The sequence below is a fragment of the Pseudomonas sp. EA_15y_Pfl1_P101 genome (assembly GCF_963970835.1).
Lineage (GTDB): Bacteria > Pseudomonadota > Gammaproteobacteria > Pseudomonadales > Pseudomonadaceae > Aquipseudomonas > Aquipseudomonas tritici.
The window spans coordinates 262,223-286,403 of record NZ_CAXAPA010000004.1; the positions used below are offsets into that span (position 1 = coordinate 262,223).

29 protein-coding genes are annotated in these 24,181 nt (G+C 55.8%); 24 read left to right on the top strand and 5 right to left on the bottom strand.

The features are described from left to right. Positions 1-21: 21 nt before the first annotated feature. The 16 genes from AACY36_RS08085 (at position 22) to AACY36_RS08160 (ending at position 11,192) form a co-directional block, all read left to right on the top strand. Positions 22-444 carry a hypothetical protein gene (locus tag AACY36_RS08085; RefSeq protein WP_339496921.1) on the top strand — a complete coding sequence of 141 codons (423 nt, stop codon included), beginning with the start codon at positions 22-24 and terminating at the stop codon, positions 442-444. A gap of 12 nt (positions 445-456) precedes the next feature. Then, positions 457-1,065 (top strand): putative metallopeptidase, encoded by a 609-nt coding sequence (locus AACY36_RS08090; protein ID WP_339496924.1) that lies wholly within the window; start codon positions 457-459, stop codon positions 1,063-1,065. 31 nt (positions 1,066-1,096) lie between these two features. Then, a complete protein-coding gene (locus AACY36_RS08095) occupies positions 1,097-1,558 on the top strand; it encodes a DUF2280 domain-containing protein (protein ID WP_332847555.1) in 462 nt (153 codons plus the stop codon). Further along, positions 1,545-2,846 carry a terminase large subunit domain-containing protein gene (locus tag AACY36_RS08100; protein ID WP_089042296.1) on the top strand — a complete coding sequence of 434 codons (1,302 nt, stop codon included), beginning with the start codon at positions 1,545-1,547 and terminating at the stop codon, positions 2,844-2,846. The genes AACY36_RS08095 and AACY36_RS08100 overlap by 14 nt, the downstream gene beginning before the upstream one ends. Further along, entirely contained in the window at positions 2,843-4,261 is a 1,419-nt protein-coding gene (locus tag AACY36_RS08105) for a DUF4055 domain-containing protein (RefSeq protein ID WP_339496930.1), read from the top strand. Before AACY36_RS08100 ends, AACY36_RS08105 begins: the two co-directional genes overlap by 4 nt. Continuing rightward, the gene (locus tag AACY36_RS08110) at positions 4,236-5,321 is read left to right on the top strand and encodes a minor capsid protein (RefSeq protein WP_339496931.1); all 1,086 of its coding nucleotides are present in this window, start codon (positions 4,236-4,238) and stop codon (positions 5,319-5,321) included. Before AACY36_RS08105 ends, AACY36_RS08110 begins: the two co-directional genes overlap by 26 nt. 81 nt (positions 5,322-5,402) lie before the next feature. Continuing rightward, positions 5,403-6,131 (top strand): hypothetical protein, encoded by a 729-nt coding sequence (locus tag AACY36_RS08115; RefSeq protein ID WP_029295015.1) that lies wholly within the window; start codon positions 5,403-5,405, stop codon positions 6,129-6,131. Positions 6,132-6,143: 12 nt separating this feature from the next. Next, a complete protein-coding gene (locus AACY36_RS08120; protein WP_017528141.1) occupies positions 6,144-7,109 on the top strand; it encodes a major capsid protein in 966 nt (321 codons plus the stop codon). Between the two features lie 47 nt (positions 7,110-7,156). After that, the gene (locus tag AACY36_RS08125) at positions 7,157-7,741 is read left to right on the top strand and encodes a hypothetical protein (RefSeq protein ID WP_339419034.1); all 585 of its coding nucleotides are present in this window, start codon (positions 7,157-7,159) and stop codon (positions 7,739-7,741) included. Between the two features lie 59 nt (positions 7,742-7,800). After that, complete coding sequence (locus AACY36_RS08130; protein ID WP_339419035.1) at positions 7,801-8,304, top strand: DnaT-like ssDNA-binding protein; 504 nt, start codon at positions 7,801-7,803, stop codon at positions 8,302-8,304. Positions 8,305-8,321: 17 nt separating this feature from the next. Continuing rightward, complete coding sequence (locus AACY36_RS08135; protein WP_339419037.1) at positions 8,322-8,693, top strand: hypothetical protein; 372 nt, start codon at positions 8,322-8,324, stop codon at positions 8,691-8,693. A 17-nt stretch (positions 8,694-8,710) separates the two neighbouring features. Further along, positions 8,711-9,346 (top strand): hypothetical protein, encoded by a 636-nt coding sequence (locus tag AACY36_RS08140; protein WP_339419122.1) that lies wholly within the window; start codon positions 8,711-8,713, stop codon positions 9,344-9,346. Beyond that, positions 9,343-9,762: a phage tail terminator-like protein gene (locus tag AACY36_RS08145; protein ID WP_339496933.1), complete on the top strand. Its 420-nt coding sequence runs from the start codon at positions 9,343-9,345 to the stop codon at positions 9,760-9,762. Before AACY36_RS08140 ends, AACY36_RS08145 begins: the two co-directional genes overlap by 4 nt. Before the next feature lie 72 nt (positions 9,763-9,834). After that, positions 9,835-10,482, top strand: coding sequence for a phage tail protein (locus AACY36_RS08150; RefSeq protein ID WP_339496935.1), 648 nt, complete (start codon positions 9,835-9,837; stop codon positions 10,480-10,482). A 3-nt stretch (positions 10,483-10,485) separates the two neighbouring features. Then, entirely contained in the window at positions 10,486-10,866 is a 381-nt protein-coding gene (locus AACY36_RS08155) for a phage tail assembly chaperone (RefSeq protein WP_339419042.1), read from the top strand. Between the two features lie 47 nt (positions 10,867-10,913). Continuing rightward, the gene (locus tag AACY36_RS08160) at positions 10,914-11,192 is read left to right on the top strand and encodes a DUF1799 domain-containing protein (protein ID WP_339496937.1); all 279 of its coding nucleotides are present in this window, start codon (positions 10,914-10,916) and stop codon (positions 11,190-11,192) included. A gap of 157 nt (positions 11,193-11,349) precedes the next feature. Here AACY36_RS08160 and AACY36_RS08165 read toward each other — a convergent pair whose 3' ends face one another. The 5 genes from AACY36_RS08165 to AACY36_RS08185 form a co-directional block, all read right to left on the bottom strand. Beyond that, the gene (locus AACY36_RS08165) at positions 11,350-11,577 is read right to left on the bottom strand and encodes a hypothetical protein (protein WP_339419045.1); all 228 of its coding nucleotides are present in this window, start codon (positions 11,575-11,577) and stop codon (positions 11,350-11,352) included. 141 nt (positions 11,578-11,718) lie between these two features. After that, on the bottom strand, positions 11,719-14,781 hold the full coding sequence (locus tag AACY36_RS08170) for a metallophosphoesterase (RefSeq protein ID WP_339419046.1): 3,063 nt from the start codon (positions 14,779-14,781) through the stop codon (positions 11,719-11,721). A gap of 238 nt (positions 14,782-15,019) precedes the next feature. Further along, positions 15,020-15,307 (bottom strand): hypothetical protein, encoded by a 288-nt coding sequence (locus AACY36_RS08175; protein WP_339419048.1) that lies wholly within the window; start codon positions 15,305-15,307, stop codon positions 15,020-15,022. A 251-nt stretch (positions 15,308-15,558) separates the two neighbouring features. Then, positions 15,559-16,026: a hypothetical protein gene (locus AACY36_RS08180; RefSeq protein WP_339419050.1), complete on the bottom strand. Its 468-nt coding sequence runs from the start codon at positions 16,024-16,026 to the stop codon at positions 15,559-15,561. Between the two features lie 157 nt (positions 16,027-16,183). After that, positions 16,184-16,636 (bottom strand): helix-turn-helix domain-containing protein, encoded by a 453-nt coding sequence (locus AACY36_RS08185; RefSeq protein WP_339419052.1) that lies wholly within the window; start codon positions 16,634-16,636, stop codon positions 16,184-16,186. 379 nt (positions 16,637-17,015) lie between these two features. On the opposite strand from AACY36_RS08185, the gene AACY36_RS08190 reads away from it, so the two are divergent. The 8 genes from AACY36_RS08190 (at position 17,016) to AACY36_RS08225 (ending at position 24,179) form a co-directional block, all read left to right on the top strand. Continuing rightward, positions 17,016-17,894, top strand: coding sequence for a BRO family protein (locus tag AACY36_RS08190; protein WP_339419056.1), 879 nt, complete (start codon positions 17,016-17,018; stop codon positions 17,892-17,894). Further along, a complete protein-coding gene (locus AACY36_RS08195; RefSeq protein WP_339419058.1) occupies positions 17,891-18,109 on the top strand; it encodes a hypothetical protein in 219 nt (72 codons plus the stop codon). Before AACY36_RS08190 ends, AACY36_RS08195 begins: the two co-directional genes overlap by 4 nt. Then, positions 18,106-18,681, top strand: coding sequence for a hypothetical protein (locus AACY36_RS08200; RefSeq protein ID WP_339419059.1), 576 nt, complete (start codon positions 18,106-18,108; stop codon positions 18,679-18,681). The genes AACY36_RS08195 and AACY36_RS08200 overlap by 4 nt, the downstream gene beginning before the upstream one ends. Continuing rightward, complete coding sequence (locus AACY36_RS08205) at positions 18,674-19,132, top strand: hypothetical protein (protein ID WP_339419061.1); 459 nt, start codon at positions 18,674-18,676, stop codon at positions 19,130-19,132. The genes AACY36_RS08200 and AACY36_RS08205 overlap by 8 nt, the downstream gene beginning before the upstream one ends. A 231-nt stretch (positions 19,133-19,363) precedes the next feature. After that, positions 19,364-19,771 (top strand): hypothetical protein, encoded by a 408-nt coding sequence (locus AACY36_RS08210; protein ID WP_339419062.1) that lies wholly within the window; start codon positions 19,364-19,366, stop codon positions 19,769-19,771. Positions 19,772-19,841: 70 nt separating this feature from the next. Then, positions 19,842-23,078 carry a phage tail tape measure protein gene (locus AACY36_RS08215; RefSeq protein WP_339496938.1) on the top strand — a complete coding sequence of 1,079 codons (3,237 nt, stop codon included), beginning with the start codon at positions 19,842-19,844 and terminating at the stop codon, positions 23,076-23,078. A gap of 2 nt (positions 23,079-23,080) precedes the next feature. Beyond that, positions 23,081-23,419 (top strand): phage tail protein, encoded by a 339-nt coding sequence (locus tag AACY36_RS08220; protein WP_339419065.1) that lies wholly within the window; start codon positions 23,081-23,083, stop codon positions 23,417-23,419. 10 nt (positions 23,420-23,429) lie between these two features. Beyond that, positions 23,430-24,179 carry a phage minor tail protein L gene (locus AACY36_RS08225; RefSeq protein WP_339419067.1) on the top strand — a complete coding sequence of 250 codons (750 nt, stop codon included), beginning with the start codon at positions 23,430-23,432 and terminating at the stop codon, positions 24,177-24,179. Positions 24,180-24,181 lie beyond the last annotated feature (2 nt).

Consider the following 24,181-nt stretch of genomic DNA (forward strand, 5'->3'; position numbering starts at 1 on the left):
ATCAATAGGGAGAGTGCAGCAATGGCTGAAGATCCAAGAGTGACAGCGCTAGATGATCACTACTACAAAGGAAACCTGAGCTTTGACCAGTTCGTATTGGGTGCAACCTTGGCGGCGTCTGCCTACCTGGCGCAGACGCAGAAATACGCGAACTTCGGCTGGAATGAGCCAACTCTTCTGCTCCTCCCGCTCGTAGTGCTGGTCATATCGGCCTGGCTCGGCTTCAAGCGCATCGAGATAACGATCCATCTCCTCAAGATGAATGCTCGGTATCTAGAGCTATGCAGTACCTATCCAGATCGAGACTTCACCAAGCAGCTCGCGGCCGCCAAACAAATTGGTGATGAGACTGGTTTTTTCTACCGATGGCGTAACCGGGCAATATTCGCTGCCTTTGCCTCCCATATTGGGGTGAGGTTGGCGTCAACCTATCCAATATTCTGAGGGCGGATGACGATGAGCAGACCAATGCCGCCGGCCGATCTGCTCGAGTCACTGTGTCTCAATCTACTTCCTGCGCCTGAAGTGTGGGAATGGCTCCAAGCCGAGATCCTTTCCGAAACCGGCAGCATTCACAACGAAGACCATGCCCATCTACTGGATGCAGACATCCGTGTCATGTGGGCGTCGTCCAGCTTCGAGAAGCAGGGCAGAACAGTCCTTGGCCAGGCCGAACAGGTAGCGTTCCGCGCAGGCGGATGGCAGAAAGCCCGGATGGAGCAACAGATGCGTGATTGGTTCGGCGATGTGCCGGCCTTCATCATCACGTTGGCTGCTGACTACTGCTCCCAGTGCAGCGACCTTGAGTTCTGCGCCCTGATCGAACACGAGCTTTACCACCTGGCTCACGCGACCGACAAGTACGGTCAACCAGCATTCACCCAAGACGGTGCACCGAAGATCAAGCTGCAGGGCCACGACGTCGAAGAGTTCGTCGGTGTGGTCCGCCGCTATGGTCCAAGCGCTGACGTTCAGGTGCTGGTGGATGCTGCAAACAAACCCGCTGAGGTGGGGAAAATGAACATATCGAGGGCTTGCGGAACCTGTCTGCTCAAGCTGGCCTGATTCTTGACAGGCTCTAGACGGATGAGAACCTATGGCGAACCTGAAAAATGAGGTGAAGAGCTTCATCGTTCAGGCGTTGGCGTGCTTTGACACACCGTCCCAGGTAGTGGAGGCCGTCAAGAACGAATACGGGATTGCGGTGAGCCGTCAGCAGGTGGAGACGCACGACCCAACCAAGTCTGCCGGGAAGGGGCTTGCCGTGAAGTGGGTGACCCTGTTCCAGGACACCCGTAAGCGATTCCGTGAAGAGACGGCAGAAATCCCGATCGCCAACCGCGCGTTCCGCCTTCGCGCCATGAATCGGTCTTTCGAGAGAGCTGATAGCTCGAAGAACATACCGCTCGCCATGCAGATCCTTGAGCAGGCCGCAAAGGAAACCGGCGATATGTTCGTCAACCGGTCCAGGAAGGAAGAGGCTGGCGACGAACCGGTGATCCCGACCCGTATCCAGGTCGACGTGGTGGATGCGAGGAAGCCGAATGCCGAGCCTTAACGTTCCGCAGGCTCAGTTCCTCACGCTGCCCCACAAGTTTCGTGCGTTCGTTGCCGGGTTCGGTTCAGGCAAGACCTGGGTGGGATGCTCGGCACTGAGCAAACACTTCATGGAATGGCCCGGCGTCAACGCTGGGTACTTCGCGCCGACCTACCCGCAGATCCGCGACATCTTCTATCCGACCATGGATGAAGTGGCCTACGACTGGGGGCTGAAGACCAAAATCAACCAGGCGAACCACGAGGTTCACATCTACAGCGGCCGGCAGTATCGCGGCACTGTGATCTGTCGGTCGATGGAGAAGCCGCAGACCATTGTAGGCTTCAAGATCGGTCATGCCCTGGTGGATGAGCTGGACGTTCTGACCGCGGTCAAGGCGCAGCAGGCCTGGCGCAAGATCATTGCCCGGATGCGGTACAACCTGCCCGGGCTGAAGAACGGGGTGGACGTCACCACAACGCCGGAAGGCTTCAAGTTCGTCTTCCTGCAGTTCGTGAAGCAGCTTCGCGACAAGCCGTCACTCAAAGAGATGTACGGCCTGGTGCAGGCCAGCACGTTCGACAACGAGCTGAACTTGCCGGATGACTACATCGCCTCGCTGATGGAGTCGTATCCGCCACAGTTGATCATGGCGTACCTCAAAGGCCAGTTCGTCAACCTGACGTCCGGCACGATCTACACGGCGTATGACCGCAAGCTCAATGGATGTTTCGACACCGTGCAGCCAGGCGAGCCGCTGTTCATCGGAATGGACTTCAACGTCGGCAAGATGGCCGCGATCACACACGTCAAGCGTGACCAAGGGCTGCCCAGGGCGGTGGACGAGCTCATCGACGGCTACGACACGCCCGACATGATCCGCCGCATCAAAGAGCGCTACTGGCAGCACGACGGCAACGACTTTAAGAAGACGTGCGAAATCAGGATCTATCCGGATGCCTCGGGCGATTCGCGCAAGTCGGTGAACGCAAGCATCACCGACCTTGCCATGCTCAAGCAGGCTGGGTTCGCGGTCATCGCTCCAGCGGCAAACCCGCCGGTGAAGGACCGAATCAACGCAATGAACGCCGTCTTCTGCAATGCGCAGGGCGAGCGCCGCTACCTGGTCAACCCGTTCACATGCCCAACCTACGCCGACGGCCTGGAGCAGCAGGTGTGGGGGGCGAACGGGGAGCCAGACAAAACCGCCGGCATCGATCACGCGAACGACGCTGGCGGCTACTTCATCCACCGCGAGTACCCGATCATCAAACCGGTCACCGCTATCAAAATGGGATACGCCCGATGAGCAACGACGTCTCCTTCAAGCGGGCGGAATACACAGCAGTGCTGGACCGCTGGGCGACCGTTCGCGACGTCTGCGCGGGCCAGCACCGCGTTGTCGATCGGCTGCCGTACATCAACGCGCACGACAAGTCGCCTGAGAATCAGGACCGGAATCGGGCTTACCGTGAGCGCGCAGTGTTCAAGAACGCCACAGGCCACACCCGAAACGGTTTGCTTGGCCTGGCCTTCCACAAAGACCCGACGCTGACCGTTCCGGCGAAGCTGGAATACCTGCAAGACAACGCCAACGGCTCCGGGGTGAGCATCTATCAGCACTCCCAGGGCACGCTGGAAAAGGTGCTTGAGGCTGGCCGCCATGGCTTGTATGTCGACTATCACCAGGACGACGGTATCGGCGGGCATGCGGTGATCCTCACCTACTGCGCCGAAGAAATCATCAACTGGCGCACTGGTATGGTGAACGGTCACAGCGTGCTGACGCTGGTGGTGCTGAAGGAATCACCGGAAATCCCTGATGGCTTCGGCTTCAAGACGGTTGAGCAGTACCGGGAGCTGGCCTTGGAGGAAGACGGCTTCGTTTGTCGAGTATGGCGCCGTTCAGGGCCAGAGACTGGCGGGCCACTGGCGGTTACCGAAGAATTCCGCCCGACAGGTGCCGGCGGCCGACTGAGGGAGATCCCGTTTACCTTTGTTGGTGCACAGAACAACGACCCGAGCATTGACGAGTCGCCTCTCTACGACATCGCCATGATAAACCTGGGCCACTACCGGAACAGCGCTGACTACGAAGACAGCGTGTTCTGGTGCGGCCAGGCCCAGCCGTGGATCAGTGGGCTCGACGAGTCCTGGCGCGACTGGATGGAGAAAAACGGTATCTACGTTGGCTCCAGGGCCCCGATGATGCTGCCCGTTGGGGGCGCATTCGGGTACGCGCAGCCCACGCCCAACACCCTGGTCAAGGAGGCCATGGCCGACAAAAACCAGATGATGATCGAGCTGGGCGCGCGGATGGTGGTTGCATCACTTGCGACCAAGACCGCTACAGAGTCCCGCGGCGATCAGTCGGCGTCGACGTCAGTTCTTGCCGGGTGCGTGGCGAACGTCAGCGAAGCCTACACACGGGCCATCATGTGGTGCTGCGCCTACATGGGCATCACCGACAAGAAGGTCGCCTATCAGGTGAACCAGGAGTTCGTCGAACTCTCGGCTGATCCGCAGATGATCACAGCCTTGGTTGGCTTGTGGCAGAACGGCGGATTCGCCAAGGCTGACTTGCGGGCTTACCTGCGCAAGCTTGGGCTGATCGCACCAGAGCGCACGGACAAACAGATCGACGGCGAGCTGGAAGAGCAGGGCGATGGCCTTGGGCTGGATGACGAGGGCAAAGTAGATGGCAGCGAACCAGGCAATACTTGACGCGACCATCCGGCACGCCGTCTTCCTCGAAAAGCTCAAGGCTGGAGAGGTGGGCAAGTTCGCCCCTTTTCTCAAAGAGATTGACCGTTCGATTCGGGATCGGCTCACCCAATCGGACCTGACCGAGTACAACGTCAAGCGCCTTGAAGCGTTGCTGAAGGAAGTAGATAGCCTACTGTTGGGCATCTTCGATCGTTACAGCGCGCAACTGAACCTCGACCTGGTGGGCATCGCCAACTACGAGGCTGAGTTCGAGGCGACCAGCCTTGCCAGGTCGGCACCGGTTGGCGTTTCGCTGGATGTCGTCGCGCCGACGGCTGCCGCGATCCGCACAGCCGTGCTAACGAATCCACTCAGCGTGCGCGGTACCGGCGGCGGGAAGCTGCTGAAGGCTTTCATCAAGGGCTGGACTAGCGCCGAGCGTGAGCGTGTCACCGGAACTATCCGGCAGGGCTTCTTCGAAGGACAGACGAACTTCCAGATCATCAAGAACATTCGAGGCACCAAGGCCGCAGGGTACAAGGACGGGATTCTCGCTACCACCAATCGCAATGCCAGCACGGTCGTACACACCGCGATTCAGCATGTGTCGTCCCAGGCACGGATGGAGGTGGCCAAGGCCAACGCGGACATCGTTGAGGATATCCAGATAGTCGCAACGCTGGACAGCAAGACCAGCCAGCAATGCCGCTCAATGGACAAACGTAAGTTTCCAGTGGATTCCGGCCCAAGGCCGCCGTTTCATCCGAATTGTCGAACCACCTTCATTCTGCTGACCAAGCTAAGCGCGATGTTCGCCAAGGGCGCAACGCGTGCCTCGGTGGGCGCAGACGGCGGCCAGCAGGTGAGTGCCGACCTTGATTACTACCACTGGCTCCAGCAGCAGCCGGCTTCGTTCCAGGACGTCGCCATCGGCCCCGTTCGAGCCAAACTGTTCCGGGAGGGCGGGCTGACCGTCGAGCGCTTCGCCGAGCTGCAGCTTGATCGCAACTTTGCGCCGCTGACTCTGGTGCAGATGAAGGGGCTGGAGCCGCTGGCCTTCGAGCGAGCAGGGATCTAACCGAACAAATTCAATCAGCCGCCTCCGGGCGGTTTTTTATTGCCTGCAAAGCGGGCGAACAAACCCAAGGGGTGCATCAACGTGGCAGAAGAAAACGAAATCGACCTGGAAAACCCGGCAATCAAGGCCGCTATCGCGACTGCCGTTGAAGCATCTGTTTCCGGCTTGAAAACCAAGAACTCGGAACTGCTGGGCAAGCTGAAGGAAACCTCCGGCAAACTGACTCAGTTTGAAACCCAGTTTGAAGGCATCGACATCGATGCTGTGAAAGGCCTGCTCAGTCGTGCGGGCCAGGACGAAGAAACCAAGCTGCTGACAGAGGGCAAGGTCGACGAGGTCTTCAATCGCCGTACTGAGCGCCTGCGCGGCGACTACGACAAACAGTTGAAAGCCATCAGCGAGCGTGCCGAAAAGGCTGAATCCTTCGCGGCCAAGTTCCAGGGCAAAGTCCTGGGCGACTCGGTGCGCGGTGCAGCACTGAAGGCTGGTGCGCTCCCTGAAGCGACAGATGACATCATCCTGCGCGCCAAAGGCGTGTTCACCCTTAACGAAGATGGCGATGCGGTCGCCGTTGATGAATCTGGCCAGGTCATCCTCGGTAAAGACGGCAAGACCCCTCTGACTCCGCTCGAATGGGCGGAATCTTTGCGTGAAAGCGCACCTCATCTGTGGCCAAGGGCTTCAGGGACATTTGCCCCGGGCGGGGGCGGCGGCAAGGCTGCATTCAAGCGCTCCGAAATGACGTCCGAGCAGAAGCGCGATTTCCAGCGCAAGCACGGCCAAACCGCATACCTCGCATTGCCCAAGTAAGGGGAAAGACCCATGGCTACAACTGTCAACAGCGACCTGATCATCTATAACGATGAGGCGCAAACTGCATACCTGGAGCGTGTCCAGGACAACCTGGATGTGTTCAACGCATCGTCCAACGGCGCGATGGTGCTCGACAACGAGCTGATCGAAGGCGACTTCCGCAAGCGCGCCCTCTACAAACTGAACGGCTCCCTGGAACACCGCGACGTCAACTCTGAGGGCAAGGTAACTGCCAAGAAGATCAGCGCCGGCGAAGCTGTCGGCGTCAAGGCTCCCTGGAAGTACGGCCCGTACCAGACCACCGAAGAGGCGTTCAAGCGCCGCGGTCGTCCGGTCGAGGAGTTCTCCCAGATCGTCGGTGCCGACGTTGCTGACGCGACCCTGGAAGGCTTCATCCAGTACGCAACTGCTGGCCTTCGTGCCGCCATCGGCTCCAACGCTGACATGGTGGTTTCGGCCAACATCGAAACCGACGGCAAGAAGACGCTGACCCGCGGCATGCGCAAGTTCGGCGACAAGTTCGGCCGGATCGCTCTGTGGGTCATGCACTCCAGCGCTTACTTCGACATCGTCGACGAAGCGATCACCAACAAGATCTACGAAGAGGCCGGTGTCGTGATCTACGGCGGCCTGCCGGGCACGCTGGGCAAGCCTGTACTGGTGACCGACACCGCGCCGGCGGACGTGATTTTTGGCCTGCTGCCAAACGCAGTGACCATTACCGAGTCGCAGGCCCCAGGCTTCCGTTCCTACGAAGTGAACGACGAAGAGAACCTGAGCATTGGCTACCGCGCTGAAGGCACCGTGAACATCGATGTGCTGGGTTACAGCTGGAAAGCCACCACTGGCGGTTCCAACCCAACCCTGGCTGCGGTCGGTTCCGCTGCCAATTGGGTCAAGCACGCGGGCAGTAACAAGGTCACCGCTGGCGTGATGATCCAGCTGACTGCAACGCCTCCTGCAACTGGCGGCTAAGCCAAAAACTCAACGCGCGGTCAGCGATGGCCGCCTTGGAGAAACACATGGAATTGACTTACAGCAACCAGCTCAACGGCTTCGACCCGGAGAAGCGCTACCGCAATCCGGAACACTTCGATAAGCCTGAAGCCGGTGTTACCAGCGTGCTGGTGATTGGCGATTGGCCAAACGTGGTCGACGCTTATGAAGCGGCCGGTATTGACGTGTCGGTGAGGGAGGCTAAGCGTGTGCAGATGGTTGGTGTCACCAACCAGGCCGAACTCGAAAAAGTCATTGCGGCTTTGCGTGCTGAGCATGGATCGATCGAGATCCTGATTGGCGGCATGGAAGCTGGCGAGATTCACCGTCCCGAGTCAGGCGAACTGGCGTTGCGCTTGTTTGATCTGCTCGGAACCATCCATACCTCGGTTGGCACTCTGACCACTGAACGCGACGGCCTGCTCTCTACCGTTAAGGCGCTGCGTGAAGAGTTGGAGGTGCTGAAGACGGCGACCATTGCACCGCCGGCTGACGAGGCGAGTGAAATCGTGGCGTTGAAAGCGAAGCTGGACGAAGCCAAAGTGCCGTACCGGGCAAACGCATCGAAAGAATCCCTGGAAAGGCTCGTCGCTGAGCTGGCCAAGGAGTGATACTGCTGGCTGCCGGTGACCCGGCGGCCAATCTTCAAACCATTCCAGCGAGTTGACGCATGACACTCATTATCGAGGATGGGACTGGCAAGCCTGACTCCGAAAGCTACGCGAGCGCCGAGGACCTGGCCTTGTATGCTGCGAAATTCGGCACGGTCATCCCCGCCGGTGTTCCCGCGCAGGAAGCGTTGCTGCGCCGGGCCGCCTTGGTGATGGATGGCATGACCTGGAAGGGTCGCAAGTCGAATAGCGAGCAGGCCCTGTCCTGGCCGCGCCGGGAAGTGCTGCTGGATCGCGAGATCAAGCCGGACAACTATCTGCCAGCGCGCATTCAGTACGGGCAGATGGCCCTGGCCGCCGAGATACATCAGGACGACATCGACCCAATCGACAAGCGCAAGGGTGCTGTGACACTTGAGCGCGTCGAGGGCGCGGTCACTCGCGAGTACGCGACGATCTCCAACACAAGCAATCGGCTATTGCCTGCTGCACCGGATCGTCCGAGTGCAACGCAGTTTGCCGACTACCTAAAAAAGCGCGGTCTCTTTGCGGTGCGCGCATAGCTTCAACGGAGACCACCATGGCCACCTTCTACGACGAAATGGCCGTGATGGCTCTGGAGATGATCACAGAGTTCGGCCAGCCCGTGACGATCAGCAAGACGGAGCCGGGCGAGTACGACCCGGAGACGGGCGGCGAAGCGCCAGGTGCCACCGTCGAGCAGATCGCCCAAGGCATCCTGCTCGACTTCACCGGCCAAGAATTCCAGAACAACAGCCTCATCAAACAGGGCGACAAGAAGCTCAAGATCGCCGCGCAGGGATTGGCCTGGGTGCCTGGTCTGCTCGACAAAGTGGTTGCTCAGGGTCGTACTTGGTCAATCGTGCCGCCGCTGAAAGAGGTCAACCCTGCCGGTACGCCGATCCTGTATGAGTTGCAGGTGCGGTCGTGACGAACAAGTACGCGAGCATGAACGGTAGCTTCGCCGAGAACATTCGCGACTTCGCCGAGCGGGCGAAAGGTGGCATAGAGGCGACCATCCGCGAGATCGTTATCGAGATCGGTAGCAGCGTGATCCGGATGTCTCCCGTGGGTAGCCCGGAGATCTGGGCTGCGAACGTCATACACCGCCAGGCTAACAAGCGATCCGCCGACGACTATGACTTCAAGGTCGCGGTGCGTAACACGATCATCAACCTCAATGAATCGAACTTCACCAAAGCCGGCAAACTGCGAAAGGGTATTAAGTACGCCAAGCCCCTGACCAAGACCGAGCGCGACCAGAACTTCAACGTGAACGGTTTGGTGGCAGGCAAGGGCTACGTCGGCGGGCGGTTTCGCGGGAACTGGCAGTTTTCGATTGATGCACCTGCGGACGGCGTACTTGATCAGGTCGATGTCAGTGGTAACGTCAGCATCGCTGTGCTCAAGGCGCAGGTTCAATCCCTGACAGCAGGGCAAACGGCCTACATAGTGAATAACCTGCCCTACGCAATCCCGCTTGAGTACGGGCACTCGACCCAAGCACCCGGCGGCATGGTCCGGATCACCCTGGCCCGCTTCCAGCAGATCGTCGACGAAGCCACAAGGAACAACCAGGTATGAGCCACGCCATTATCGCTTCAATTTACGAGGCCAAGCTGATTGCCTGGAGCAAGGCGCGGACGGAGCCGATCAAGGTGGTGTTCGAGAATGTCCAATATGATCCGGCGGACGGCGAGACCTATCTGCGGGCGTTCATGCTCCCAGGCGACACCGCAAGCAGCACACTTGCCGGCGACCACCGCGTTTTCATCGGCGTCTACCAGGTCAGCATTGTGGCTCCGGCGAACACCGGGAAGACAAAGACGAACCCACCGGTAGCTGAGCTGACCGCACTGTTTCCGCTGTACGCGAGAGACACGAAGGCAGGCGTCACCGTCGTTACGATGTCGCCAGTTGATCCTGGTCCGGGCATTCCTGATCCGCCCACATATACCGTGCCGGTGTCGTTCGAGTATCGAGCTGACATCGCCACCTGAATACGCCCGTTGGGCAAACCCCGAAACCCGCCTCTGTGCGGGTTTTGTCATTTCTGAAAAGAGGAAACACCCATGCAAATGCCCAACGGCGCCACTCTTGAGATCGCGTCCATCTACGGCACGGCGATCCCATTCACCGCTCTGACCAACGCCAATCCAGCCGTCGCGACTGCTGCTGCGCACGGCTTGGCCGAGGGCGACGTCATTGCCGTGAATTCTGGCTGGACCCGACTGGATGGTCGCGGCGTTCGAGTTGGGGAGATCGCCAGCGGAACGTTCGCGATGGAGAGCGTCAATACGACCAGCATCCAACAGTATCCCGCGGGCTCGGGGATTGGTTCCGTTCGCGAGGTAACAGCCTTCACCGAGATCTCGCAGATTACTGAGATGAATTCCAGTGGTGGTGATCAGCAGTTCCTAACCTTCGGCTTCCTGGCTGACGATGATGATCGCCAGATGCCGACCACCAAGAACCCAATCACGCTGACCTTCACAGTCGCTGATGATCCGTCCAAACCTTACGTGGCGGTGTGTGAAACTGCTGACGACGACAAGCAGGCTCGCTTGCTGCGCCTGAACCTGCCGGGCGGCAGCAGCATCATCTACAACGGCTACGTGTCCATCACGTCGACCCCGACCATGTCCCGTAACAACCTGATGACCCGTGTTATCAGCCTGGCGCTGACCGGCCGCCCAACCCGTTACGCGGCTGCGGTGTAACCCATGGCTAAGTTCAAGTTGATTCAGAAACCGACCTTCAAAGCGCCGGTGATGATCCAGCGTGCCGGCTACAACGCCGAGAAGGTGGAATTCGAGTTCAAGTACCTGGACCGCACCGCGCTTGCCGAGCTGTATACCGGCTGGAACGAGCGGCACGACGAGCTGAGTAAGCTGGTCGGCGACATGGACCTCAAAGCTTTCACCGCCGCCCAGATCTCCCTTCAAGCAGACCAGCTGCTGGATGTGGTTGTGGGCTGGGACATCGAAGAGGAGTTCACGCCTGAAAATGTGCGCATCCTCGTCAACTCGATCAACTCCGCCCCGAAGGCGGTGCTGAATGCTTACGCAGAGGCCTTCAACGAGGCCCGCCTGGGAAACTCCTAAGCGCCTCCCGCGCGCTGTATGAGCCAGGGCCGTCAGATGCAGATCTGATGGCCTTCGGCTTGTCTCGCCAGGACATCCCCGACAAGGAAGTCGGCATCTGGCCCGACAACTGGGACGCCTTCAAGGTCTTCGAGGCCATGAGCACCCAGTGGCGCACGGGCGCGTGCGGCGCGACTGGCATGGACTACAGCGTTCTCTCCGGGGTGATTCGGATGTGCGGCCTACCGATCAGCCAGCGACAAACCATTTTCAGTGACTTCCGGCGAATGGAGGCTGAAGCCCTGCAGGTGATGGCTGAGCAGCGGGAGAGTGCGAGGGGCGCCTGATCCTCAGGCACAAAGACGTAAAACAACCTACATGACGCGGCATGGCCGCAGGAGAAGCGCGTGAGCGGAAATCCAGCTAAGCACGATATCGGAATTGAAAGTGAGTGCACTGAAAGGGCTGCGGCAGACGTTCGCCTATCAGCCCAGACAAACAGTTTCAGTCAGAAGCGCCCTTTACCCGAGAAATGTCATCGACATAACTCTGCAGCTTAAGATTGAAAATTTCCTTGCTCTCTGCCAGCGGGTAATCGCCGGACATATGAGATTTGAGCCTTGCTACGTAAAGCTCCTCGTCAAGAACCCCGGCATGCTTCAGGCTTGCAGCCAGGCAGCGAAAAGCCAGATCAAGAGCCACAATTTCACTTTGAGTTACGATTTTTGTCACATTGACCTCCAGGTCATAAACGCGCCGATATTGGCGCAACTCCAGTCCTTGGGTTTGCAGGCGAAGGACTGGGGTAATCCGTGATTCGCTTAATATGCTTACTTTTCAGATGATCGATCTGCATTAGAATTAAAATATCGATTATTTAAAGTTCAGCGCTCTTTTATAAATTTTACTGGTCACTGTGTCGTCGCACTTATTGATTTGACACTCCTTCATAAGCTCTATTGCTTTTTCTCGGTCGTTCATTGTGTCAAGTTGATACGCTGCTTCATCATTATAAATAAATGCGTTTCTAATTCCTGCGCTTATTAGTTGCTTGCGCAAGATTGAAGCTTCTGGCCCACGGCCGAGTTTTTGTAAAGCTTTACACCGGATAATAGCTGAGTGTGTATTTGAGATGCCTGCCGTGACGGCTAAATCAAGTATTTTTAACGCGCTTTCAGGGTCTTCATGATTGAGGAGTGTATGGTTGGCTTCTTCATTATAGTAGGCAGGATTAGTGCTTCCAGACCTTATGGCTTCTAAGCGCTGGATTGATGCAGTATCCTCATCTATAACTAGCTGGATACAACTGTTTTGAATGGATTGTACATAGTTATCTATCGCTCTTGGATAATTGTGTTTGTAGGTTTCGAGCATGGCTAGGAAGTCGTTCGCGCTTTTCTTTCCGCGCGAAAGCATCGCTTTTCCTAAGTTTGCCAAATAGGGAGCATAACTCGGGCTTAGTGATAATGACCGTTCAAAAGATTTCAAAGTATCATCACTTTCGAGGCCTTCCGTTTTTTGCTGGCATTCACCTAAAAAGCGCCAAGCTTTGTGATCTAGAGGCCAAACATTGACTAGTAGCTGTAATATTTCCTGTTGCCGTTGTACCGATTCATTTGTTTCTCTACGTGAATTGTATACGCTCCATAATCCCTTTTTCGTCCAGCCAATATCCTGCCCGGTTAAATGTTCGATCCAGCTATCAATTTCTCCCAGTTCTCCCGAGCACAATAAGTGGTAGAAGGCTTCGTTGGCTCTTTGGAAGTTCAGAAGTTCTTTTTGTCTACCTATCTGTTTCTGCCAGCATTTTGCTATAAGGGAGTGCGACGAAGAAACTTCTGCTGGTATGGTTTTTTCATAGTCGTCCTGTATGTCGACGTCGGTCAAGCCTAGTTGCTTTTGTCGAACCCAACTAGAAACAAATCCGTGTAGAAAATGGTCTTTATTGCTATCAATTGGCAGTAAGCCAAGCTTTCGTAATTTCTGCCAGCCGTTAGTTGAACCCACGCCATCTTCAAGGTCGTCGGCATGATCTTGAGGGATCGCGTACCTGTATAGAGCCAAAATTTTTATAAGTTTTTTGCTGGCATCGTTAAGAACTTCATCGTAAATAACTGAGAGCAATCTTTCGTCTAATCGATCAATAACCTTGTGGCGCTGAATTAAATAAACTTCTAAGGGGGAGACGTTTTGTTCTTTTGCAATGATAGAAAGTAGCTCAGCTGCCAGAGTGTGTGCCGTACCGCCATGACCACCTCCAAGCCATTGGTAGATAGCGTTGAGGTCACTGCTTTTGTACTTCCACTTTTCTTCCATGCCCTTAGGTGTTGTAGCATTGAAAAACTCAGCTAATGCGTGTTTGGTTAACCCAGGTACCTCTACTAATGGACAGCTGCGACCAAAGTAGTCCAGCTGAGGCTTCTCGTTCAACTCGTATACAAAAATCCAATTAGGAAAGGCTTCGATTAAAGCATCTAGCAGTACTGCTAAATCAGCGTTTCGCCAATTACCCTCATCCGTAAGTAGGTGCGCGTTATTGAGCCAAATAAAAGATTTCTCAGCGCTTGGATATAGCGATTTGAGTTCTTCGATCTGTTGGTTCAACGTTCCTGTTGGAGGCTGAAGTTCCTCGCTACGGTTCTGTAAAACGTCAACGAGACGACGGAATAGCTCGTTTGTCGTCATTTGGCGTCCACAATGGATATCAACAAAACGCATGTCTTTGAAAGTCGGTTGTTTATGTAGCTCTTTTATAAGTGTTGTTTTGCCGTTTCCACTTATTCCGTAAAGAGCAAGATTGTTTCTGTGGGTCAGCTTTTCGCATATGGCTGTTAATAAATCAGCTCTACCAAATAATCTTTGGTTTGAAATATTGGTTCGTGTCGGTTGTTTTTGAGCGCTTTTATTGACTTGGGTTTCGACCGTTTTGCGCTGGTCATCAGTAGTATCTGGCGGTCTCGCGCTAGTCGTAAAATGCCATTTCGCATCGGGTGCTAGTTGAGGGACTGGACGGATAACCCAGCCTTCCCGGTAACCAAAGAGATGTACGCAGCAACCGCCATCATTTTTGTTAAACGTTACCAAGTTAACACCAAACTCTTCTGGTGAGCCTGCACCTACCGCTCCTGCAGCCAAGACAGTACAATTCATAGATGGCTTGACCCAAGCTGAGTGCGTATGTCCGTGCAAAAGAAAATCTAAGCTCTTACTTGATTGTTCTTCAGCATATTGGCGCTCGCTCTCGTTTAGCCAGTCGAAGGGGTGATGGATGAGTCCTATCTTTATGTTCGATTCGTGGAGCTCTTTCTCCATGTGTTTGAATTGCCATTTAGCGGCCAGCCAGATGTGTCGATCATCTTCAGGACCTGCACAACTCCAGGCAGAGTTAAACCCCGCAACGCCTACTCTATATCCATTTATATCTACGGTCTTTGCATAGATGTGGTTCTTTTGGTTGTGTAATTCAGGTCGATATTTTTTTATAAACTCTCCGTAATTTTGTAGGCGTTCCATAGCTGATCTATGGTCGCGGCTATTGTCGGCAAACCGTTGGTTGATTGCGCTCACATGCTCGCGAGAGCTTCCCGCCATTTCTACTAACCTAGCCTGTTGATCGTCGGATATCTCTCGGCGGTTGACGTCGTGATTGCCTGGAACCAAAAATAGTCTGTCCGCGCTAAGTTCACAGCAGGCAAGTAGTTCGTTGAAGAAGGTTATAGCTGTGTCATATTGCTGACTCATAGGTGCGTCCTTTGACTCACCAAATGCTATATCTCCTGTGCAGAAAACTAAGTCAGGCTTAGGAAGGTCTTTGGAGAATCGCGAACGTAAATAAGATATAAGTTCATTCTGAATGCCCTCGTCGCGCCACCCCGTTTTGGGATGGAAGTGAATATCTGAAAGGTGAAGCCAAGTTAACTTATTATCTATGATCATATTGGTCTGTCGCGAATTGAATTTTTAGGTCGGAAGCTAAGAGATATGCGATATTCTTAGCGCCTGAATAGATGGGATTCTTATTCTCTATAGCGTCAGAGATATTCACCCCGATGTGCTGTTTCAAGTAGCTCCAGCGGGCTGACAAATTGAAGGGAGTTTCCACCACGACATTCAACGCTCCTTGCTAGCTTGTCCGGCAGACGATTTTGAAAGCCCGGCGGGCCGGGCTTTGATTTTAGTCGGACGCTGACTCCAGGGTGCCAAGCTCTCCTTGCGCCCATACTCTGTGGGCTTCGGATGAGTGCCCGTTGGTCTCGTCGAAGCCAAGCGCAGCAGCTGAGTGCCAGCGGACACCGATTGCTTTCTCTTTAGCGTAACTGTTGAGGCGCTCGTCATTGTCGAGGTCCTCGACCAAGCCCCGAATGGCAGAAAATAGCGACGCACGTTCAAAGATTGTTTTTGCGTTCTTGAGTTCGTCGACAAGCATTCGGAGAGATTCGATGCGGGCTTTGATATGGCTCATCGGTCGCTCCAGTAAATGATAGTCACTTGGACACGTGCGTCTTTAGTTTTGTCGCCATCAAGGATTTTGATGGGGTGGCTAGGTGGTGTGACGTTTACAGAAACAAGGTTTTCCTCTGTCACGCCAAACTCACCCGCGCGCTCATTGAACTCGCTGAGGATCTCTTGAACGCTCAGTCCGACTGTTTCGATAGACCTTAATTTCCGCATACAAATTTCCTTATCGATGGTGGATTCAGGCAGGAGGGAACGCTACCGCTTTCGCTGGACGCACTTATCAAGCAGGGGGCCGGCGCCGCTATGTTTGGCTATGAAGTAGCCGTGGGAATGTCCCTGACGTCCCTTGCCTGTGGTCATGGCCTCGACGGCCTCAAGTTTGTTGTTGTAGGTGCCCGGCCCTTCGTAGATCCGCCGAACATCCATGAGGAAATTCAAGTAGTCGTTGAAAGCCAGGTCAAGCTGCCCGATGTCAGACCCGGTATGGATGCTGTCGATGTTTCCATTCTGATCCAAAGTGACAAACGTCCCGGCCGGGAAGTACAGGTCGCACTTCAGCTTTTCAATTCGCCGAAACTCTTTGTCGCCGTATTTGCAGAGGGTGCCTACCAGGCCGAGGTTAGCCAGTGTGTTGGCGGCAAACGCCCTGGGTACGAAGCACACTGTGACTGACGAAAAGGCGCTGGCGTTATCGGGTTCTGGCACTGGCTCTTTGGATGACATCTGACTCTCCTTGTCGGACAAATCACTTCTTTGGGTAGCGCTGCGAGGCTTGGGCCGAGTTTGGGGCACTCGATCCGGTTGTCCCGATCATCGTGATGACTGGGGGGGTGTTGACAGTGGCAATACCCCCCTCTTACGGCTAAATTTAAGTCAGTGTTTAGTTCAGCGGTGGTAGCGAATCGTACTCAGCAGCAATTTCGGCAACGATCTCATCAAGACTATTCGTTCTACCCTCATCTCGTGAGCGGGCATGGCTCAATGTAGCGGCCAGTATGACCTCAAGAGAAACACCTCGGCGACTAGCGTCTGCTTGCAACTCCTCCACCAATGATCTAGGAAGCGTGAACATTGTGCTTGGGTGGCCGTCGGTGAGCATTTCAAGCTCAACAGTCTCAGGTTCATCCTCAGAGTTTTCCAGCTCTGACACGTCTACTTTAAGGGCTTTTGCCAACTTAACGAGCGCAGTCATGCGTGGTGTGGACGTACCCATCTCATAACGGCCAATTTGCGGAACGCTTAAACCGCTTGCCTTTGCAAGATCGCGCTGGGTCATTCCTGCGTCTGCGCGAAGGCGGACGAGGCGGGAAGGAAAGCCTTTTGGGTGATGCATGCTCATTCCACAGTTTTGTATAGAAAGCATGATGTTCGGGAAATATGCTTCCCGCAAGAAAATGATGGTAAATGATGTTGACTGGGATGCGGGAGTGATGCTTAATGATGTCAAATGATGAGTAAAGAGGTTAAATGATGGCGACTAAAAGGGCGCGATATCCGCTGAGCTTAGAGTTGGCAGTTAAGGGTTTGGCGGAGCTTGAAGCAAAGAAAAACCGTCGTAGCTTGAATGCAGAGCTTGGCCTGCTGATTGAGGAGGGATTGAGGTGGCGAGAATCACAAAGCAAACAGGCAGTAGCCTAGAAACGAAGAAGCCCCAGTGCGGGAACACTGAGGCTTCGGGAATCAACGCAGTCAACGGTCAGGAAAACAACGTCATGGCGAATAATAGCACAAACGTAATCTCGTTCAATTTCGGAAAGCAGCAAGTCCGCACTTTACTGATCGAAGGCCAGCCTTGGTTCGTAGCCGCAGACGTGTGCGCCTCTCTCGCAATCGGCAACGTATCTCTCGCCGTGAATGGTCGTGCGGACCGCGACACCGACGGACTTGACGAGGACGAGAAGGGTATTGCCACTGTCAATACTCACTCCGGCGCCCAGGAAATGCTTGTCGTAAACGAGTCCGGCCTTTACGCGCTGATTTTCAAAAGCCGTAAGGCAGAGGCCAAACGTTTCAAAAAGTGGGTTACCGCAGAGGTTCTTCCAGCCATCCGCAAACAGGGGAGCTACGAAGACTCAAGCAACAAAATGAAGACGCTGATGGACGATCTGGTCGACATGACCGAGACATGTACCCTCAAAGGCTTGGCGCGCCACAAGGTGGCACATCTTCCAGCCTCCATTCAGCGCAGTGCTTCCGCTCGTATTTATTCGGCGGTGCATACACGCTTCAACGTACCGCGCCTTGAGTTGATCCCTGCAAGCCAGTTCGAGTCGGCGTGTAATTTCATCGCGGCCTACGCAGTCCTTGAGGGTGAATTCATTCCGAAGGGGCAGGGCAAGTCCTTCGATATCCCGGAGAAGCTTGGCGAGTGTGAGCGATATCTCGTCAGTGCTGACCATCACGGCAATCGACAGGTCGCGCCCGTGCCAATGGGTGCATTCGTTTTGACCCGGCAGCAGTTCATGCAGGCAATGCTCGTGGACAGGGATATGTACGTCTCCACGGCGGAAATGTTCGAGTTTGTAGCGCTGGCGACCGAAAATCTTCGCTGCCGGTTCCTTTCCCAGGCTGCCCGGAGGGACGCAGCATGAACTTCACCCTCAAAGCTGGCGGTCGCGCCCTGATCCTGATGCCGGAGCGGCCGAGCTTGGTCGGTCGCTCCGGCCAACTGATCCGCAAGGTCGAAGAAAACTGGCTGATGATGGTCGAGGGCAAGCGCTACTCGGTCAGCGAGAAAAGCCTGATGCCTCTGGACGGCTTCAATCCTGGCGCAGCGGCGTCGGTTGAGTGGAGGAAAACCGCATGAGCATGGAACTCGTCACTCTGAGAATTACCGGAACCTCGCCGCTGATGATGCACAGCGACAAGCTGGCCAACCCTTTGAACCCTGCAACCAAAACTCATAAAGAGTTGACCGGGAAGCGCAAGAAGACGGACGACGATCACCTCGCCATTGCTCGCTCCGAGTTCATTGCTGGCGCTTACTACGACGAAAAGCTCGGCTTCTATGTTCCGGGTGCCAACTTCGACGCGACGTTTCTGGCCGGCGCGAAGCTCCAGAAGCTGGGAGTTCTATGGAAGCGAGGCGCCGTGGTAATGAGCGATAAAGTAAAAATCGAGTTTTCCGGCCCCTCAACACCAGAGTCCCTTTGGGAGGATCAGCGATTTGTTGATTGTCGCGGCGTAAAGGTTGGTCAATCCAAGATCATCCGTTACCGGCCGATATTTCTTGAGTGGGGCGCTGAGCTGGAGGTCGCAATCAACGCTGACGTGATAAACATCGAAGATGCCAAAAAAGCTATTACTGATTCCGGTCTGCTGATAGGTGTTTGCGAATACCGTCCACGCTTTGGTCGTTTCGGGGTGGAGTATGTCTGAGCTAACGAAACACCCAAGCTACAAACAAGCTGTCGACGACTTCCTCAAGGAGTTCAAGTACGGTGATTTGGTCGGGCATGAGTGGCTGGAGGCTCGTTTCGGCATGCCGTCAATGACCGATTCGAAATCGATGACTGTTGAGAAGTTTCGCGAGCGTCAGTTCGAGTGGCTGGCGAACGTCGAGGCATTCAAGTCGGACTTACTCAAGCATCACCAGGTCTGCCTTCAGTCAGTGAGAGGGCGCGGTTACCGCTGGGTGCCGCCTCATGAGCAGACAGAAGTTGCGGTAAGTGAGCTGGGCCGGAATGTCAGGAAGGCTTTTCGCGGGAGCGGAGAAAAGCTTAGGAATCTGAGGATAACGGAGCTTACCGATGATCAGCGACGGGCAAACCTTGACGCTGTCGCAAAGTTTTCCGCGCTGCAAGGCATGACGCGGAAGGCCTTGGCCTAATAGCAGCGTAATGTCCTTTCGATGAGAGGGCATTGCGGTGCGAAGGCACCCAAGGTAAGGCTTGGTGCGACATGATACGGCGGGGTAAGGTCTGGCTCGGCTTGGTTCGTTATGGGCTGTAAACAGCGTAATGCCTCCTCATTGAGGAGGTATTGCAGTGTTCGCTAGCTTTCTACTATGCAACAAAACCGTGTGATACATTTTCGCCATCATTGATAGCGGAGATGGGTGATGTTCAAAAGGATGTGTTTTGCTGGACTTATTTGCATTGCAGCCCCTGCTTTGCTCCAAGGCTGCGCGCCTATTCCGACGCAGCAGGAAATCAACTCTGCTGATTACGGCTACCCGATATCCCAGGATGATGCGGTAAGCCAAGCAAAAAGCGCATTCGGCCTGTACTTGAAGGATCCCGAGTCCGCCAGATACTCTTTCGGGTCAGTCTACAAAGGTTATTTTGTAGGAAGTGCCTTCGAAGGGAGAAAGCTTCAAGCAGGTTACTTGCTTGACGTGACTGTTAATGCAAAGAACAGCTATGGCGGGTACGTTGGCGCAAAGCCTTACAAATTCCTGTTTCGTAATGGGAAAATTGCAGGTGCTTGGGAAGTAGGATCTAGCGGTATTTTCGTGAAAATTATGTGACGGCTAATTGCCGGCACAGCACACCCAAAACAGACCCGCCCAGGCGGGTTTTTTTATGCCCGGAGAAAACATGGCCACCAACTTCACTTCCTTGGGCATTGAGGTAAATTCCTCGCAGGCCGTTAACGCTGCCGGCGACTTGGATAAGTTGGTCGACTCGGCAGAAGGTGCTGAGAAGGCGATAGTCGATCTGGGTAAAGCTGGTGACGGCTTGGCCAACACCGGAAAGAAGATCACTCAAGCTGAAAGTGAGGTGACCCAGGGCGTCGACAAGTCCACTGCCGCGATAGACCGCAAATCTGGTGCAAGCCGCAAAGCCGCCGACAGCGCGGTGGCTGAGATCAATGTTATCAGCCAGCTCGACAGGGCAATGACCGGCAACATTACCAGCATGGAGTCGCTGATTCAGGCTGAAGGTCTGCTTGAGCGCGCCCGCAAGGGCGGGCTGGTCACCATTGAAGAGCAGGCGAAGTACCAAGAGCAGTTGGGCAAGGCTTTCGACAAGATCGAGAAGGCCGAAGCTAAGGAGCTAGCTCAAAAGCAGCGCCTCATTGAGGCAGAAAACCGACAAATTGAAGCCTTGAAGCGGACGGTCAATGGGATCGACCCAGTGACCGCTAAGCTGGCCAAGCTCGAGTCGCAGGAGAAGGCTGCGCACGAAGCGTTCCGTGTTGGAGCAATTGATGTCGAGGCCTACAACGCCGCCCTAGCGAAGGTCGGCAAAGATCGAGCGGGCGTTACCGAGGTAGGCGGCACCTTCGAGAAGCTGAAGCTGGGAACCCGACAAGCCCAAGAAAATGTTATGCAGCTCAGCAATGCTATTCAGTCGGGCGATTGGGGTAGTGGAGCGCGTGCAATTGCGCAGTTGGGCGCCGGTGCGGGCGCATCTATGAGCAGCATGCTTGCCATCGCTGCGCCAATTGGAATTGTCACCGCCGCCATAGGCGGTTTGGCATACGCCTACTACAAGGGCAGCGAAGAGCAGGACCGCTACAACAAATCGCTGATCCTTACCGGCAGTTACGCGGGGACGACATCCTCAGCCCTTGGGGCAATGGCGGGCAAGATTGGCGACACTGTTGGCACTACTGGGACGGCAGCGGAGGTTCTTGCGCGACTGGCTGGCTCTGGCAAGATCGTGAGCAGCAGCTTCGAGCATATCGCGGTTGCAGCCCTGTCATTCGAGAAAGCTACCGGCAAAGCAGCGTCCGAAACCGTCGATGAGTTCGTCAAGTTGGCGGACGATCCTGTGAAGGCAGTCGTTGCACTCAATGACAAGTACAACTTCCTCACCGCCGCGACTTACACCCAGATTCGTGCCTTGCAAGAGCAAGGTGACACCCTGGGGGCTCAGCAGTTGGCAGAGACAGCCTACGCCGATGCTCTGATTGTACGTGCCGACACCATCACCAGTAACTTGGGCACAGTAGAAAGCGCATGGAATGCAGTCAAGGGGGCCGCCAAAGACGCCTGGGACGCAGTGCTTGATATTGGGAGGGAAGATACATTTGATCAAAAGTTCGAAAAGCTTGCGGACCGCCTGAACACGCTGCGCAACGCCAAATCGAACCCGGTGATCCTGGGCGACAACCCAGACATGATGATGCTCAGTCGTGGTGAATCGGGCGCCCAAAGCGACATCACCGCCATGCTGCAGAAGGAAGTGGATGACCAGGCAGAAGCTCGACGGAAAATGTTTCAGGGCCAAGATATCCAAGCGGGTACGAAGGCCTATGAAACGCTGCAAAACAACCTAGACGCCACCGCCTCAAAGTCCACGAAGCTGACCAAGGCGCTCGAGGAAAATCAAAGGCGTATCACTTCAGCGCGACAGGCAGGCTACACGTTCACTGCTGCAGAGGAGGCAGCTCTAGAAAAACAGACTCGAGACAAGTTTAAGGATACAAAAACCGCTGCTACCCAGCTCGATCTGACCGCATTCAACAGCGCCAAAAACAACCTGGCTGACATCGTAAACGACTACAAAAACGCCCAGAAGGAACTGGAAGCGGCGCAGAAGGCAGGCTTGGTATCGCAGGGCGACTACGCCACGCGCAGCGCCGCCCTGATCAAGCAGGAAAGCGTGGATGTGGCAGCCGCCTACGGTGCCGAGATCAGCGCGCTTGAGGCGACCAAGGCCAAGAAGTCCACCAGCGCCGCCCAGGGCATCCAGCTTGACCAGAAGATCGCCGACGCACGGCAAGGGATGGTCAAGGCACAGAAGGATGCAGACAGCCAGCTGGCGGTTATCGCTACAAACGAGAAGGCTCGACTGGAGCAGCTGACGGCCGCCTCGGAGGCGTACGTCAACCAGCTAGAGCGTCAGCGTGCAGCGCTTGCGGCTGCAGGCTCCCGCGCAGCAAATGGGCTTGGGCTCGGCAACCGCCAAGCAGGTCTTCAAGCCAATCTCGACGCAACCGCGGACAAGTTCAACGACGAGCGCGCCAAACTTCTGGATCGCCGCAAGACCGCACCTGACAAGTACAGCCAGGAAGACTACATGCGCGACCTTGGCAGCCTGGAGGATGCGGAAAGGAAGTACCGCGACACCGTTGTCGACAACTACGACAAGATGTCTGAAGCGCAAGGTGAATGGCGAAACGGGGCTACGTCCGCTTTCGAGGATTACCTTCAATCAGCCAACGATGTCGCCGGCCAGACAAAGAGGCTCTTCGCTAACGCCTTCGGAAATATGGAGGACGCCCTTGTGAGCTTTGCGATAAATGGCAAGGCCACATTCGCAGATTTCACTAAAGCAATCTTGGCTGATATAGCGCGAATTGCCATTAGGCAGGCAGCCTCTGGGCTTTTTTCGAGCTTGGCGGGTAGCGCCTTGGGTGCTTATTTCGGCGGCGGCGCGGCAGCTGCCGGCGCGGGGAGCTTTGGCTCAAGCATCGGCACAGCCATCACCGCCAACGCCAAGGGCGGCGTGTACGACTCACCGAGCCTGTCGAGCTTCAGCAACCAGGTGCACGACAAGCCGCAGATGTTCGCCTTTGCGAAGGGCGCGGGCATCTTCGCTGAGGCCGGGCCTGAGGCAATCATGCCGTTGACCAGGACGGCCGGTGGTGAACTTGGTGTGCGCGCGCTGGGCGGCGGCGGTGGCGGGGCGGGCGGTGGAAACACCTACAACTTCCCCGTCTCGGTATCCGTGCAAACGGCCGGCGACGGCGGCAATGCAACTCAGGAAGACACCACCCAGGCGGGTAGAAACATCCAGCAGGCCACCAAAGCGGAAGCTGAGGCAGCCATCGCGCGGGGTGTACAGCCTGGTGGCGCTATCTGGCGAGCCATCAACGGGAGGTAACCATGGCGATTGAAACGTTCACCTGGCCCACCCAGAACGGAGAAGCGCCCGATATCACTTATCGGGTGCGCACCTCTCAGTTCGGGGACGGCTACAAGCAAGAGGTCGGGGACGGGATCAACAACAAAGTCGATTCCTACCCGATCACCCACACGGGCGGACAGGCAAGAGCGCTGGAAATTATGGCGTTCTTCGACCGGCACCAGGGCGCCAAGGCCTTCCTGTGGACCACGCCATTGGGCCAGCTTGGCCTGTTCACCTGCAAGAACCCAACCCCAACGCCCATGGGCGGGGGCGTATTCAAAGTGACAGCGACGTTCGAGCGCGCTTTCCACCCGTAAAGGTCAATCCATGTCGCTGATCAATGCTATCCAGACTCTTGAGCCTGGTAACGAAATCATGCTGTTCGAACTGGACGGCAGCGATTACGGCGCCGATGTCTTGCGCTTCCATGGCCATGCGATACCGCACACACCTGCCGAACTGATCGCCGCCGGCGTCGACGCCGACCAGTTACCGGCTAAGTCGATCTGGTGGAAGGGCGAAGAATACGGCGCCTGGCCCATGCAGTACGAGGGCAGCGAGGCGAACGGCGACGGCACGGCGGTACGGCCAAAGCTGTCGGTCGGCAACGTCAACGGGCGAATCACCGCACTTTGCCTGGCATTCGAGGATCTGCTCGAGTTCAAACTGACCATCCGCAACACGCTCGCCGAGTTTCTCGACGCGGTGAACTTCGAGGGCGGCAACCCCACGGCCGATCCCACCCAGGAATCGATCGAGGTCTGGTATGTCGACCAGAAGACCAACGAGGACGGCGAGACGGTCAGTTGGGACTTGGCCAGCCCGGGCGACGTCGGCGGCGAAACGATTGGGCGGCAGATGACCACCCTGTGCCACTGGTGCCTCACCGGTGGCTACCGAGGTCCAAACTGTGGCTACACCGGCCCCTACGTCACAAAGGACGGGGTTGTCACAGATGACCCGGAACTCGACGAGTGCGACGGAACGCTTGGCAAAGGCTGCGACCCACGCTTCGGCGTAGGAAACCCCGCCTCATTCGGTGGATTTCCAGCTGTGTCACTTATTGCTCGGAGCTGAAA

Bases quoted from the DNA above. Each gene is read 5' to 3' on its own strand.
- AACY36_RS08085 (WP_339496921.1), top strand. From the start codon at position 22: ATGGCTGAAGATCCAAGAGTGACAGCGCTAGATGATCACTACTACAAA.
- AACY36_RS08090 (WP_339496924.1), top strand. From the start codon at position 457: ATGAGCAGACCAATGCCGCCGGCCGATCTGCTCGAGTCACTGTGTCTC.
- AACY36_RS08095 (WP_332847555.1), top strand. From the start codon at position 1,097: ATGGCGAACCTGAAAAATGAGGTGAAGAGCTTCATCGTTCAGGCGTTG.
- AACY36_RS08100 (WP_089042296.1), top strand. From the start codon at position 1,545: ATGCCGAGCCTTAACGTTCCGCAGGCTCAGTTCCTCACGCTGCCCCAC.
- AACY36_RS08105 (WP_339496930.1), top strand. From the start codon at position 2,843: ATGAGCAACGACGTCTCCTTCAAGCGGGCGGAATACACAGCAGTGCTG.
- AACY36_RS08110 (WP_339496931.1), top strand. From the start codon at position 4,236: ATGGCAGCGAACCAGGCAATACTTGACGCGACCATCCGGCACGCCGTC.
- AACY36_RS08120 (WP_017528141.1), top strand. From the start codon at position 6,144: ATGGCTACAACTGTCAACAGCGACCTGATCATCTATAACGATGAGGCG.
- AACY36_RS08125 (WP_339419034.1), top strand. From the start codon at position 7,157: ATGGAATTGACTTACAGCAACCAGCTCAACGGCTTCGACCCGGAGAAG.
- AACY36_RS08130 (WP_339419035.1), top strand. From the start codon at position 7,801: ATGACACTCATTATCGAGGATGGGACTGGCAAGCCTGACTCCGAAAGC.
- AACY36_RS08135 (WP_339419037.1), top strand. From the start codon at position 8,322: ATGGCCACCTTCTACGACGAAATGGCCGTGATGGCTCTGGAGATGATC.
- AACY36_RS08140 (WP_339419122.1), top strand. From the start codon at position 8,711: ATGAACGGTAGCTTCGCCGAGAACATTCGCGACTTCGCCGAGCGGGCG.
- AACY36_RS08145 (WP_339496933.1), top strand. From the start codon at position 9,343: ATGAGCCACGCCATTATCGCTTCAATTTACGAGGCCAAGCTGATTGCC.
- AACY36_RS08150 (WP_339496935.1), top strand. From the start codon at position 9,835: ATGCAAATGCCCAACGGCGCCACTCTTGAGATCGCGTCCATCTACGGC.
- AACY36_RS08155 (WP_339419042.1), top strand. From the start codon at position 10,486: ATGGCTAAGTTCAAGTTGATTCAGAAACCGACCTTCAAAGCGCCGGTG.
- AACY36_RS08160 (WP_339496937.1), top strand. From the start codon at position 10,914: ATGGCCTTCGGCTTGTCTCGCCAGGACATCCCCGACAAGGAAGTCGGC.
- AACY36_RS08170 (WP_339419046.1), bottom strand. From the start codon at position 14,781: ATGATCATAGATAATAAGTTAACTTGGCTTCACCTTTCAGATATTCAC.
- AACY36_RS08175 (WP_339419048.1), bottom strand. From the start codon at position 15,307: ATGAGCCATATCAAAGCCCGCATCGAATCTCTCCGAATGCTTGTCGAC.
- AACY36_RS08180 (WP_339419050.1), bottom strand. From the start codon at position 16,026: ATGTCATCCAAAGAGCCAGTGCCAGAACCCGATAACGCCAGCGCCTTT.
- AACY36_RS08185 (WP_339419052.1), bottom strand. From the start codon at position 16,636: ATGCATCACCCAAAAGGCTTTCCTTCCCGCCTCGTCCGCCTTCGCGCA.
- AACY36_RS08190 (WP_339419056.1), top strand. From the start codon at position 17,016: ATGGCGAATAATAGCACAAACGTAATCTCGTTCAATTTCGGAAAGCAG.
- AACY36_RS08195 (WP_339419058.1), top strand. From the start codon at position 17,891: ATGAACTTCACCCTCAAAGCTGGCGGTCGCGCCCTGATCCTGATGCCG.
- AACY36_RS08200 (WP_339419059.1), top strand. From the start codon at position 18,106: ATGAGCATGGAACTCGTCACTCTGAGAATTACCGGAACCTCGCCGCTG.
- AACY36_RS08205 (WP_339419061.1), top strand. From the start codon at position 18,674: ATGTCTGAGCTAACGAAACACCCAAGCTACAAACAAGCTGTCGACGAC.
- AACY36_RS08210 (WP_339419062.1), top strand. From the start codon at position 19,364: ATGTTCAAAAGGATGTGTTTTGCTGGACTTATTTGCATTGCAGCCCCT.
- AACY36_RS08215 (WP_339496938.1), top strand. From the start codon at position 19,842: ATGGCCACCAACTTCACTTCCTTGGGCATTGAGGTAAATTCCTCGCAG.
- AACY36_RS08220 (WP_339419065.1), top strand. From the start codon at position 23,081: ATGGCGATTGAAACGTTCACCTGGCCCACCCAGAACGGAGAAGCGCCC.
- AACY36_RS08225 (WP_339419067.1), top strand. From the start codon at position 23,430: ATGTCGCTGATCAATGCTATCCAGACTCTTGAGCCTGGTAACGAAATC.